Source organism: uncultured Pelagibacterium sp. (genome assembly GCF_963972885.1).
GTDB lineage: Bacteria > Pseudomonadota > Alphaproteobacteria > Rhizobiales > Devosiaceae > Pelagibacterium > Pelagibacterium nitratireducens.
In genome coordinates this window covers 1-12,252 of the sequence record NZ_CAXAXY010000086.1, presented here as the reverse complement: position 1 = coordinate 12,252, position 12,252 = coordinate 1, and the positions used below count along the sequence as shown (strand labels likewise).

Here is a 12,252-nt window from a genome sequence, read left to right as displayed (position 1 = left end):
ACAAGGTCCCCGTGGCGCCCTGTCCCAGCGTACGTGATGCATGATCATACGATGACGGGATGCGGCTCAGCCCGGCCTCGATTCCGCCCGCCGAAATCGCCAGAAACCGCGCCGTATAGGCATAGATGAGCGCCGCCCCCGAGCCGAGCAGCAACAGGCCACTCGAAACCCCGAACCAGTTGCGCATCAGCCCGTCCAGCGTACGGTCGAACGCAGCAACAGGGATCAGGATGCCGATGGCCAGCACCGTTCCGGGCACGGCATAGCCCAGTGTCGCAATCCGCGCTGCAATCGAGGTTTTCCGCCCCGGCTCGATCCGCGCCGCATAGGCAATGGTAAAGCCAAGCACCAGCACCACGGCAGTGGCGATGGCCGAAATCGAAATCGTGTTGAGTGTCGCCCGCACCAGCGCTGGAGAAATGCCGGCAAATTCGATCCGCCTGATCGCCGCCACAACCAGATAGATCGCCGGCCCCGCAAATCCGATAAGAATGGGCAGAAACCCCAGGGCAAAGGCACCCAATCCCTTGACCCCGTCCAGCCGGCGCGGCGGCATGGGCCGTGCCCTTTGCGCGCTGGAGGCGAAACGCTGGTTGCGCCGTGCCCAGCGCTCGAAAACGATCAGCGCGATCACCACCACCAGCATGGCAATGGCGATCTGCGCGGCCCCGGCCAGATCCGTGCGCACGATCCAGGTGGTATAGACCGATGCCGTTAGCGTGCGGATGCCCAGAAACTGTGCCGCCCCCACATCGTTAAGCGCTTCCATGAGCGCCAGCGATACGCCAACGGCAATCGCCGGACGCGCAAGAGGCAGCCCGACCCGCCAGAATACGCCGCTGCGGGTCACCCCCAGTGTCCGGGAAATTTCCACCAGATTGGCCGCCTGCGTCAGAAACATCGCCCGCGTCGTCAGATACACGTAAGGGTAGAGCACAAATCCGAAAACACCGATTGCTCCCCACATGGCGCGAATATCGGGAAGCCGGAATTCGCGCGGGCTCGAATAGCCCAGCACCCAGCGGAGGGCGCCCTGAATGGGCCCAAGCGGGCTCAAGACATCGAGATAGGCATAGGCCATGATATAGGTCGGCACGGCCAGCGGCAGCAGCAACGCCCACTCGAGCACGCCCCGCCCGCGGAAATCATAGGCCGAAACCAGCCACGCCGCCCCCGTTCCCACACAGGTCGCAATGATCCCGGTACCGAGCAGCAAAATGGCGGTGTTCCAGGCCGCCTGCGGCAGGATATTGGCGAGGACATGCGACCACAGCGTGCCCGTATCGGCAATCGCCGTCACGCCGATCGTTGCCACCGGCAACAGCGCGAGAGCCGCGGCGGCAAATGCCATCGCGGCCCAGAGCGAAAGTCTGATGTGGTGCCGCGCTGCGGGGCGGCTCCGAGTCAAATCTGCCATCGAGGATGGCGCGGCGGGTCATTCCCGCCGCGCGTTTCCTAGTTTTCGAACGTGTCGAAGTTGACTTCGTCGACAAGTTCGCTGGCCCGCGTGCGGAACGGCAGCACTTCGGTCAGCGAGAGCTCGTCAGCTTCGAGCTCGCCGAAAGCGGCGATGATCGGATGCACCTCTGCCGATGCGGAAACCGGATATTCGAAATTGGCTTCGGCATAGAGCTTCTGCGCCTCGTCAGAGACCAGATACTCGAGCAATTGCACGGCCTCGTCATGGTTGGGCGCATGTGCGGCCAGCCCGGCGCCCGATATATTGACCAGCGTACCGCCATTCTCGAAAGTCGGCAGGATGACCTTGATTTCCTCGGACCATGCCTGCTGTTCTTCACCGCCGGCCCCCGAAGTCATCAGCCCGACGTAATAGGAGTTGCCGATGGCGATGTCGCAAATGCCCGCGGCAATGTCGCGCGCGCCGTCGCGGTCACCACCAGCGGCAACGCGGGCCTGATTGGCCTTGATGCCTTCGAGCCAGGTCCGGGTTTCCTCTTCGCCATATTTGGCCATATAGGCCGCAAACATTGCCGTGTTGTAGGGATGCTGGCCCGACCGGATGCACAGCCGCCCGCGCCATTCTTCATCGTCGAGCTGCTCATAGGTGAAGCTGTCGAGATCGAGATCCTTGGCCGCATAGAGCACGCGCGCGCGGCCCGACAAGGCGAACCAGTTGCCCTCGGGGTCGCGGAGCGCCTCGGGAACGGCGGCTTCGAGCACGTCCGAATCCACCGGCTGGGTCAGGCCGGCATCGACCAGATCGATCAGCGCCCCGAAATCGACAGTCATCAGGATGTCGGCGGGGGAGCTCTCGCCCTCTGCCGAAACGCGTTCGATCAGCCCGTCCTGCAAAAAGACGGTGTTGACGGCAATTCCGGTCTCAGCGGTAAACGCATCAAGGATCGGCTGGATCAAGCCCGGCTCGCGGGTGGTGTAGATATTGACCTCTTGGGCCAGGGCAGGCACGGCTGCGCCCAGCGCCAGAAGACTGGCGACCGAAAACGTCTTCAAAAGTCGTGTCATTGGGTATTCCCTTGGTGTTGTTGCATCAAGGGCGCCGAAGGCCAAAGCGCGCCCAGAACGGCACTACCCCATAGGTGATAGTATGAGTCAAGAAATTTCAAACCCAGTTTAGAACCATTCTAAACGGTTGATCCGTAACGGAATTATTCTGCGGCCACCGGGCCGTGCGGCAGGGTGGACCGCGCCGCCTCATCCGCTGCAAACACCAGCACGTCGTTGGGGGCGACACCTACGCTCACCCGTTGGCCGACTTCAACCCCCCGCCGGGCGCTGGTGCGCATGACCAGTGGATCGTCGAGGCCGGCAACATCGAGCGTCAACTCCTCGATCTCGCCAAGCAGTACCCGCGCCTTCACCGTTGCCATGGTTCCGCCCTCGTTCAGTGTCAGCGCCTGGGGGCGAATGAAAAGCTGTACCGGCCCGGAACTCCCGCACGGCGCCGGAAACCGGCCAAGCGCACTGTCCAGCCAGTCGCCCGAGCGCCGGGCCGGAATGCGGTTGACCTGCGAAAAAAACGCAGCCGCATAGGCGGTCTGGGGAAAGCTGTAAATGGCGTCGCCGGTCCCGCTTTCGATCACCTTGCCCTTGTGCATCAGGACGACCTTGTCCCCGATCGCCAGAGCTTCTTCCGGATCATGCGTCACCACGATCGCCGTCGTTCCCAACTGGCGCAGCAGCGCCACGGTTTCGCGCCTGATCGTGTCGCGCAGGCCTCGGTCGAGATTGGAAAAAGGCTCGTCCATCAATAGGATACGCGGCTGAGGCGCCAGGGCGCGGGCCAACGCAACGCGCTGTTGCTCGCCGCCCGACAGCATGTGGGGATAGCGCTCGGCCAGCGCCTCGATTTCGAGCCGTGCAATGACGTCGCCAACACGGGCCGCTGCGTCCTTGCGGCTCATGCCCCGGAGCCCGAAGCCGATATTCTGACGTGCTGTCAGATGGGGAAACAGCGCATAGTCCTGAAACATGAAGCCGATGTTACGGTCCTCTGGCTCAACGAACCCCTCTGCGCCGCTGACCACCGTGCCGGCCAGCATCACAGACCCGCCATCGATCTGCTCGACCCCTGAAATTGTCCGCAACAGGGTCGATTTCCCACATCCCGAATGGCCGACCAGGCACACGATCTCACCCGGCGCGATCTCGAAGGAAACGCCATCGAGAGCCGCCACGCTGCCGAAATGGCGCGACACGTTTTCAATCCGCAGGATCGGCTCGAACTTGCTCATGGGACGAGTTAAGGCTGACCATGCCGGTGCTTGTCAAGCGGCGCTTTCAGCCCCGCACCACCAGGCTCGCCGGAATGGTCAGCGTCATCAGCGTGCCGCTCTCGCTGGCCGGCGCAAGGCTCAGTGAACAGGCATTGACCGCCACCAGCGATCGGGTCAGCGTCAGCCCGATGCTCGACTGGCTCGGTTTGCGCTCGCTGCCATCCGCCGCCACCCCGTCGCGAAACACCATGAAACGCTCGGCCAGGGCATTGGGTGCCTTGGCCGTGTCGCGAACATGGATGGAAACCGAGCCATCGTCCTCGACCTGTCCCGAGAGCACGACCTTGGATCCCTCGCCACCTTCGCTGATCGCGCTGGCCAGCATGTTGAGCACGGCCTGCTTGAGCGTTGCGGCATCGACCCGGACATAGGGCAGCCGTTCGCTGATCGCGCTGCGCAGCAACACCCGGGCCCGTCCGGCCTGAGCGCGCACCCGCACCAGGCTCTCGGCCAGAAGCGTTGCGATATCCACATCGGCCGGAGAGAGCGTCAACTCGCCCTCGGCGAGCCGCACATAATCGTCGAGTTCATCGGCCAAATCGCCGATCTCCCCGCTCGCCGAGCGGATGTCGCGTGCGTATTCGAGGTAGCGTGCATTGGCCAATGGCCCGAAGGATTCCGATGCGATCAACTCGGAAAATCCCGCAATGGTGTTGAGCGGACGGCGAAGCCCGCGCGTGATCCGGCTCAGCGTGGCGGTCGGCAGCCCAGCACGCGGACCCGGCGCGACGGCCTGGGTATCGGCGGGACCAAGCAGGCCGAAATAGCCCGAAACGATGCCGGCCCGTCCCTCGGCGAAAAGCGTCAGCGTGTGTCCGGCCCGCTTTCCCTTGAGCGAAATCGCGGGCCGCACGCCGCCCGCATAGCGCGCCGGCAGGCTCAGAAACTGCCGCAAGGCGGAATGATCGCTCTGGGCGATCAGATTGGTGATCGGCGTTCCGATTTCGGCGGCGGAACTGTCGTCCCGGCCATTCGTGAAGCTGGCGATGAGCCCGGTCCGGTCCGCCGTGACGAAATCGAAATTGGCGACCTTGGCCCAAAGCGCTGCAAACTGACCGACTTCCGCTTCGCGCAGCGGCTCGATGTCGTTGGCCCTGGCCGAAAGCATGAAGCCGGGCCGACCCTGCCAGGTGATGGCGTTAAGCCGGGCATTGACCGCGATTTTCTCGCCATCCCGGCGCAGCAAATGGCTGACCGGCCCCGCCGGCTCACCACCATCAACGGTTGGGAAAATCGCCGAAAGCCCCAATCCACGCAGGGTCGTTGCGTTCTCATAGCCCGTCAGGTCGACCAGTGCACGGTTGGCAAACAGAATATCCTGGTCGCGAAAGATCAGAATGCCGATCGGCAGCCGGTTGAGCACCAGCGCTTCTTCGCTCAGCGCCACCAGCTCGCCCCCCGTTCGCTCCGGCGTCCGGGGCAGGGGGGCAGACGCCGGCTCGGGCGGGTCCTCGCGATTGATCCGGTCGGTCAGAATGCGCGAAAGCTCTTCGAAATTGTACCGCGTCGTTTGCTCGCCGGCGTCGGGGGCCGCGTGATCCTCGTCAGCCTGGTTTGCCGCGTCTGCGGCAGGCAAATCGGGCTCGCTTTCATCGTAGCTGATGCGCGAAACGGTCAGCCCCCGCCCGGTGACCTGCCACAATCCCGCGCGCACCGGAGCTTCGTCGTCATTGCCGTCGGCGGTGAACGCCTCTTCCTCATTGGCCAGATCGTCCATGCCCCAATCGGATTGACCTTCGCCCGAAACCGCTTCGACGTTTTCGTCAAAGGCGATGTCGGCAAAATCGCGGCTCGGGACAGCGCCGGCGAACGGCGCATCGTCGTCGGCATCGAGAGGCTCGAAAAGGTGCTCGTGTCCGGCCAGTCTGTCGACAAGCACCGCCAACCCTTCGCTCTCGCTATCGTCTTCCTCCGGCCCATCCTCGGTCTGCTCATTGGCCACCGGCAGGGCTTCGGGCTCGGCGGGTGCAATCTCATCCGGCTGCTGCCCGGCCGCCGCCAGCACCTCATCGCTGATCGGATCGACCCCGACCACCAGCAGATACAGCCCGTCATCGCCCAGCCGCAGCGGTGTGCAATGGCAGGTGGCCGAAAGCGGCTTGCGCCCGGCCAGAAACTGCATCCGTGACAGCGTCGGCCGCCCCGTCAGTCCCAGCCGCACGATCCGTGCGATCTGGCCCTTGATCGGAACGGCCGGCTCCTGGGTCTTGATTTCCCCGCCCTTGATCCGGGCGCCAAACAGCCCGGCCGCCCGGTTGGTCCAGACCGGCTGCGTCCCGTCGACCGGCCATAGCCATGCCGGGCGCGGATCGTCCTCGAGCCGCGTTACGGTTTGGGCCTGTTCTGCGCTTGTCCAGTCGAGCGTCATGTCATGTCCGTATGTCCGTCCTCGACCCGGTCCGGGCCGATGGTTGACGAAACCTTAAATATAGGGACTCCGCGGCCCGGTCCATGTCTAGCGCCATTCTTGACCCTTCAAAGGTTGGAAATGGTTAAGGCACCGCGCCGCGCCCGACACGAAAAAACCTGCAGGTCTTGCCAAAACCGCCCTTGTCTTTGCCGTCATCTCGACCTATGTTCCGCCCCGTTTCGGGACGACGCTGCCATAGCGTCAAAGTGTCCGCGTCACCATGCCGTCGTAGCTCAGTTGGTTAGAGCGCTAGATTGTGGATCTAGAGGTCCCCCGTTCAATTCGGGGCGACGGTACCACCCCCTTTTTGCACCAGGATGGCACCGTAACGCGCCATGCCTATCATGGGTTAGGCAAAAGCCGTTCTCGTAAGCTCCGCTGTTAGGGCTTTGTTAACCATAAGGGATGACCCTTAGAGGCGTTAGACAAAGCGTATGGGGGCTCAGAAAGGACGTGCAGTGTACGACTTTGCTCCAAACGCCGAACTGGCGGAGGCTATGGTGGGTTTGCCGGTTGCCGAAGTGGAGAGAACGCTGATTCTCGCCACCCTGCGACAGACAAATGGTAATCGCACCCGCGCCGCCCAGATCCTCGGGCTCTCGATCCGTACGGTTCGCAACAAGCTCAAGGACTATGCCGACAAGGGGTTCAATATTCCCCATGCGGCTTGAAATCGAAAGCGTGGCAATCGCTTCGGATTTATAACCATCACGCTCTTGGCCCGGCGGCTCACAGGTTGCCGGCGCCTACACCACGATGACCTTGGCCCCGACGGGCACCCGCCCGTAAAGATCGATCACATCTTCATTGGTCATCCGGATACACCCCGAAGAGACCGACCGCCCGATGCTCCACGGCTCGTTCGTGCCGTGGATGCGATAGAGGGTCGACCCCAGATAGAGCGCCCGCGCCCCCATCGGATTGTTCGGCCCTCCGGGCATGAATTTGGGCAGGCCCGGCTGGCGGGCATGCATTTCGGCCGGCGGTGTCCAGCTCGGCCATTCGCGCTTGGCGCTCACCCGATGGGTTCCGCTCCACTCGAACCCCATCCGCGCCACTCCGATGCCGTAGCGCATGGCGTGCCCGTTTTCCAGCACCAGAAACAGGAAGTGCCGGCGCGTATCGACGATCAGCGTGCCCGGCGCTTCGCTGGTCCGGTAGCTGACCACCTGGCGCAGCCACATGGGGTGGCTGACATACTCCGTCTGATATTCGAGCATGGTCTGGGGCTCGTCGGGTGTCAGCACCATGCCCGGCGGCGGGCCGAACATGGCATTGAGATAGCCGCGATAACCCGATGCAGCCTGCGCGGGCGCGGCCAGAATCAGGAGGATCAAAAGGGCAGGGGCGATACGGATCATCTGCATCTCGTCTCGGGCTTCAAAAGGAAAGCCGATCCTGCCCGCATCCGGCAAAGATTGAGTCAAATGGGATGGTTAAATCTTGTTCCACCGCTATGGTTATCAAAATGCTAGGCGAGACGATTCCATGACCGATGCCGACCCCGTGCGCTGCCCCTGGGCAGGCGCCGATCCGCTGTACCAGTCCTATCACGATACCGAATGGGGCTATCCGGTCGAAAGCGATACGCGCCTGTTTGAAAAGCTTTGCCTTGAAGGCTTTCAGTCGGGCCTGTCCTGGCTGACCATCCTCAAAAAGCGCGAGAATTTCCGCGCCGCTTTCGCGCGATTCGATATCGACACGGTCGCCGCCTTCGATGAACCCAATATCGATCGCCTGCTTGCCGATGCCGGCATCGTGCGCCATCGCGGCAAGATCGTTTCGACCATCAACAATGCCCGCCGCGCTCAGGCGCTGCGCGACGAGTTCGGCTCGCTCGCCACCTATTTCTGGAGTTTCGAGCCCCGCCCCGAGGATCGCCCCACCGATTATTCGTGGGACAGTCTGCGCCAGCAGGCCACATCGCCCGAGTCGATAAGGCTCTCGAAAGACCTCAAAAAGCGCGGCTTTTCCTTCGTTGGCCCCACCACCTGCTATGCGTTCATGCAGGCCATGGGCATGGTCAACGACCATGTCGAGGGCTGCCATTGCCGCGCGCCCATCGAGGCGCAACGCGCCCGGTTCGTGCGACCCTGAAAGACCCTGAGCCTCCCCGCGTTTCATGCGGAAAGGCCCAGGGCAAGCGTCCCGTTAATGCGCCGACGGTTATGGCCGTGCAAAGACCATCATCACCGTCGGCATTCTAGGCGGGTCCACGATTGTGGGCAGCCCTATGTCGGCGCGGATCGAATTGGGCAGATCTTGCGGACGGATCGTCTGCACCCGGCGCCGGCCGCGCACCATCGCTTTTATCGCGGCCATGACCACGCGCCATTTGCCGTGCTCGGCCATCAGTGTATCGAGCGAAATGCGCAGGATCGCGCCTTCCACTTGCATGTTTACGTGCGACATCGTCGTCACCCAGGCGCGCAAAGGCGCACTGGCTCCATGTTGCTGGAGACGTTTTCGAGAGTCGGTTCATCCGGCCCGGAAACGTGTCCAAGGGTTGAGTCTGGTTGGAATCCGGGCGGCAGGACGCAAATGTGCTGTCGTCAGGATGGGTTGGCTTTGGGGGTGTTTTTGAAGATCGGGTCGGTTAGAGCGACCTGATTATCGCGAAGGCTGTCAGGCTTTGACGCCGGTGCGATTGAGGCGGCGGGACAGGGCCCAACCGAAGGCTTCAACACCACGGGTGAGGACGTTTGCGAATGCTATCATAGGAACGCCTCCCTTGAGAGGTTTGTGTTGAAGACGCCGAATTGATAGCTAACGAATCCGTGATCGCCAAGCCCTGATGTGGCGGGTTGTCGCACTTGCCGGTTGCCTGTGGCGAAACGGCAACAGTGCTCCGTTGCCTTGTCTCGAAAAGCCTTATCGTTTAGGGAACGGGCCATACATCTAAAAGCCCCGTATTGTAGGGACTTCAGGGACCAAACTCATGGCCAAGAATTCAGCGCTCATCGAGCCGCGCCTGCCGCGCGGTTTTGTCGACTCCGAACCCGCGGACCTCGCCGCCATCGAACAGATGGTCGCCAAAATCCGCCATGTGTACGAGCGCTACGGCTTCGATCCCATCCAGACCCCGTTCTTCGAATACACCGAAGCCCTGGGCAAATTCCTGCCCGACACCGACCGCCCCAATGCCGGGGTGTTTTCCGTGCAGGACGATGACGACCAATGGATGAGCCTGCGCTACGATCTCACAGCCCCGCTCGCCCGCTATTTCGCCCAGAACTATCAGGACCTGCCCAAACCGTTCAGGTCCTACCGGCAGGGCTGGGTGTTCCGCAACGAAAAGCCCGGCCCCGGCCGTTTCCGCCAGTTCATGCAATTCGACGCCGATACCGTGGGCGCCGGTGGCCCGGAATCGGACGCCGAAATGTGCATGATGATGGCCGACACCATGGACGCGCTGGGTTTGCAGGGCAAATACGTCGTGCGGGTCAACAACCGCAAGGTGCTCGATGGCGTCATGCAGGCGATTGGCGTCACCGATGAAGCCCAGAAGTTGACCGTACTGCGCGCCATCGACAAGCTGGACAAGTTCGGTTTTGGCGGCGTTCGACTACTTCTAGGGCCGGGCCGTAGAGATGAGAGTGGAGATTTTACGGAGGGAGCCGGCCTCACGGAACATGGTATTGATACCATTCAGCGGCTGGTAACTTTCGCTGCTATGGAAAACCTTAATGACCCTTCAAGCGTAGCGCGTCTGGCTGGGTATGATGTGATCGTCCGAGACAACGCGACGTATGACGAAGGCATTGCAGAGTTGCGGGCAATGGCGGGCCTTTTTGACTCTGCCGGCTACGGCCCCGACCGCATCAAGATTGACCCCTCCGTCGTCCGTGGCCTCGAATACTACACCGGCCCGGTCTTCGAAATCGAACTGACCTTCACCGTCCAGAACGAAAAGGGTCAGGATGTGGTGTTCGGCTCGGTCGGCGGCGGTGGCCGTTACGATGGTCTGGTCTCGCGCTTCCGCAACGAGCACACCCCCGCCACCGGCTTTTCCATTGGCGTCTCGCGCCTCGCTTCGGCCCTTAAACTCACCGGCAATCTCGATGCCGCCCCGGTCACCGGCCCCGTCGTGGTCACCGTCATGGAAAAGGACCGCATCGCTGACTACCAGAAAATGGTCGCCGATCTGCGCGCCGACGGCATCCGCGCCGAGTTGTTCCTGGGTTCGTCCAAGAACATGGGCAAGCAGATGAAATACGCTGACAAGCGCAACGCCCCCGCCGTCATCATCCAGGGCTCCGATGAGCGCGAGCAGGGCGTCGTCCAGATCAAGGATCTGGCCGAGGGTGCCGAAGCCGCCGCCTCGATCACCGACAACGCCGCCTGGAAAACCGAACGCCCCGGCCAGTATTCGGTCCCGCGCGATCAAATGGTCGATTTCGTCAAACAGATTCCGGCCGTTGCCGCATGGATGAAGGCGAACGGGTGATGACCGCCATCGCCTGCCGCTCCGCCCTCGAAGCGCTGGTCACCGCTCCCGGCGTCACCCTTGCCGCGCCACCGATCCTCGTCTCCCCAGCCGCCTATTTCGATCTGGCTGGCGAAGAACTGGGCGCGCGCATGATCCTCACCCAGGGCATGGATGGCTCCGAATTCTGCCTGCGGCCCGATTTCACGCTGCCCATCGCCATCGACCACATCGCCAATGGGGCCGCGACCCCGGCAGCCTATGGTTATCTCGGTCCGGTCTTTCGCCAGCGCACCGATGGCCCCGCCCAGTTCGATCAGGGCGGCATGGAGCTTTTGGCCCTCCCCGACGCCGATGCCGCGCTCGATCAGGTGATCGGCTTTGCCCGCGCCGTCACCGACATCTATGGCGTGACAGCACCCCATATCCGCGTCGGCGATATCGATCTTTTTGAAACCCTGCTCGCCGCCTGCGACATGCCCGATGTCTGGCGCCCCCGCGTCCGCGCCCGCTTCGGTCACCCCGAGGCCATGACGGCGCTGCTCGACCGCCTCGCCGATCCAAGACCCCCCATGCCCGGCCCGGCCGGACTGCCGGCCGACGATATCGCCGATTGGGTCGGTGAACTCATGCTCACCAACGGATTGAGCCTCACCGAAAGCCGCACGCCCGAGGAAATCGCCGCCCGCTATCTCGAAAAACAGGCGCTCGAAGCCCAACGCGTTCCCGGCCCGACAATCGATCTGCTGCGCAATTATCTCGCCATCTCCGGCCCCGCCGACAAATCGCTCGCTGCAATCGGCGCGCTCGGCCAGTCCACCGGCATCGATCTGACCCCGGCATTGGCCGGCGCAAGCCGCCGCGTCGACCAATTGCGCGATGGCCTCAAGGCAAAATCGATCCTGTTTGACGCCGGCTTTTCCCCGCGCCTCGATTATTACACCGGCATCACCTTCGAGGTGACCGGAGCAGGGGGGCTGGTGCTCGTCTCCGGCGGACAATATGACCGCCTGCTCAAACGCCTCGGTGCCTCCCAGGATATCCCCGCCGTCGGGTGCGCCGTCTGGGTTGACCGTCTCGAAGCGGAGGTTCGGCCATGAGCTCGATCATGCTCGCGCTCCCCTCCAAAGGGCGCATACAGGAAGAAGCTGTAGCGGTCTTTGAAAAAGCCGGCCTGCCCATCGAGCGCCCCGGTGGCGCACGCTCCTATCTGGGCGAAATGGCCGCCATGCCCGATGTGATCGTGCGCTTTCTCTCGGCGTCGGAAATCGCCCGCGAGTTGATCCGCGGCACCATCGATATCGGCATCACCGGCGAGGACCTGATTCACGAAACCGCCGAAACCGGGCCCCAGCAGGTTGAAATCGTCAAGCGCCTCGGCTTTGGCCGCGCCGATGCGGTGGTCGCCGTTCCCGATTCCTGGATCGACGTCACCACCATGGACGATCTCTCTGATGTCGCCGCCGATTTCCGCGCCCGCCATGGCCGCTGGCTCAGGATCGCCTCAAAATTCGTCAATCTCACCCGCCGCCACTTCGCCGCGCACGGCATTGCCGAGTACCGGATCGTCGAAAGCCTCGGCGCCACTGAGGCCGCGCCGGCATCGGGCGCCGCCGATCTCATCGTCGACATCACCTCGACCGGCGCAACGCTCAAGGCCA

At 62.9% G+C, this 12,252-nt stretch carries 11 protein-coding genes and 1 tRNA gene; 6 read left to right on the top strand and 6 right to left on the bottom strand.

Annotated features, from left to right (window positions below; translation table 11 throughout):
• From AACZ55_RS12800 to AACZ55_RS12785, 4 genes are all read right to left on the bottom strand, one after another.
• The coding region (locus AACZ55_RS12800; protein WP_339646648.1) for an iron ABC transporter permease at positions 1-1,351 on the bottom strand (1,351 nt) is incomplete at its 3' end.
• A 104-nt stretch (positions 1,352-1,455) separates the two neighbouring features.
• The gene (locus AACZ55_RS12795; protein WP_339646647.1) at positions 1,456-2,484 is read right to left on the bottom strand and encodes an extracellular solute-binding protein; all 1,029 of its coding nucleotides are present in this window, start codon (positions 2,482-2,484) and stop codon (positions 1,456-1,458) included.
• Positions 2,485-2,627: 143 nt separating this feature from the next.
• Complete coding sequence (locus AACZ55_RS12790) at positions 2,628-3,713, bottom strand: ABC transporter ATP-binding protein (RefSeq protein WP_339646646.1); 1,086 nt, start codon at positions 3,711-3,713, stop codon at positions 2,628-2,630.
• 46 nt (positions 3,714-3,759) lie between these two features.
• Complete coding sequence (locus tag AACZ55_RS12785; RefSeq protein WP_339646645.1) at positions 3,760-6,123, bottom strand: PAS domain-containing sensor histidine kinase; 2,364 nt, start codon at positions 6,121-6,123, stop codon at positions 3,760-3,762.
• 264 nt (positions 6,124-6,387) lie between these two features.
• Here AACZ55_RS12785 and AACZ55_RS12780 point away from each other — a divergent pair.
• Positions 6,388-6,464 (top strand) — tRNA-His (locus AACZ55_RS12780).
• 159 nt (positions 6,465-6,623) lie between these two features.
• Positions 6,624-6,836 (top strand): helix-turn-helix domain-containing protein, encoded by a 213-nt coding sequence (locus tag AACZ55_RS12775; RefSeq protein ID WP_338607620.1) that lies wholly within the window; start codon positions 6,624-6,626, stop codon positions 6,834-6,836.
• A gap of 75 nt (positions 6,837-6,911) precedes the next feature.
• Here the strand turns inward: AACZ55_RS12775 and AACZ55_RS12770 are convergent, their stop codons facing one another.
• Positions 6,912-7,526: a L,D-transpeptidase gene (locus tag AACZ55_RS12770; protein WP_339646643.1), complete on the bottom strand. Its 615-nt coding sequence runs from the start codon at positions 7,524-7,526 to the stop codon at positions 6,912-6,914.
• Between the two features lie 127 nt (positions 7,527-7,653).
• Between AACZ55_RS12770 and AACZ55_RS12765 the strand changes: the two genes are divergently transcribed.
• On the top strand, positions 7,654-8,262 hold the full coding sequence (locus AACZ55_RS12765; protein ID WP_339646641.1) for a DNA-3-methyladenine glycosylase I: 609 nt from the start codon (positions 7,654-7,656) through the stop codon (positions 8,260-8,262).
• Between the two features lie 69 nt (positions 8,263-8,331).
• Here the strand turns inward: AACZ55_RS12765 and AACZ55_RS12760 are convergent, their stop codons facing one another.
• Entirely contained in the window at positions 8,332-8,577 is a 246-nt protein-coding gene (locus AACZ55_RS12760; RefSeq protein ID WP_338607617.1) for a hypothetical protein, read from the bottom strand.
• Positions 8,578-9,103: 526 nt separating this feature from the next.
• Between AACZ55_RS12760 and hisS the strand changes: the two genes are divergently transcribed.
• From hisS to hisG, 3 genes are all read left to right on the top strand, one after another.
• Entirely contained in the window at positions 9,104-10,612 is a 1,509-nt protein-coding gene (gene hisS, locus AACZ55_RS12755) for a histidine--tRNA ligase (RefSeq protein WP_339646639.1), read from the top strand.
• Positions 10,591-11,691, top strand: a complete 1,101-nt coding sequence (locus tag AACZ55_RS12750) for an ATP phosphoribosyltransferase regulatory subunit (protein WP_339646636.1) — start codon at positions 10,591-10,593, stop codon at positions 11,689-11,691. Before hisS ends, AACZ55_RS12750 begins: the two co-directional genes overlap by 22 nt.
• A partial coding sequence (hisG, locus tag AACZ55_RS12745) for an ATP phosphoribosyltransferase (protein ID WP_339646633.1) occupies positions 11,688-12,252 on the top strand: 565 nt, incomplete at its 3' end. The genes AACZ55_RS12750 and hisG, both read left to right, overlap by 4 nt.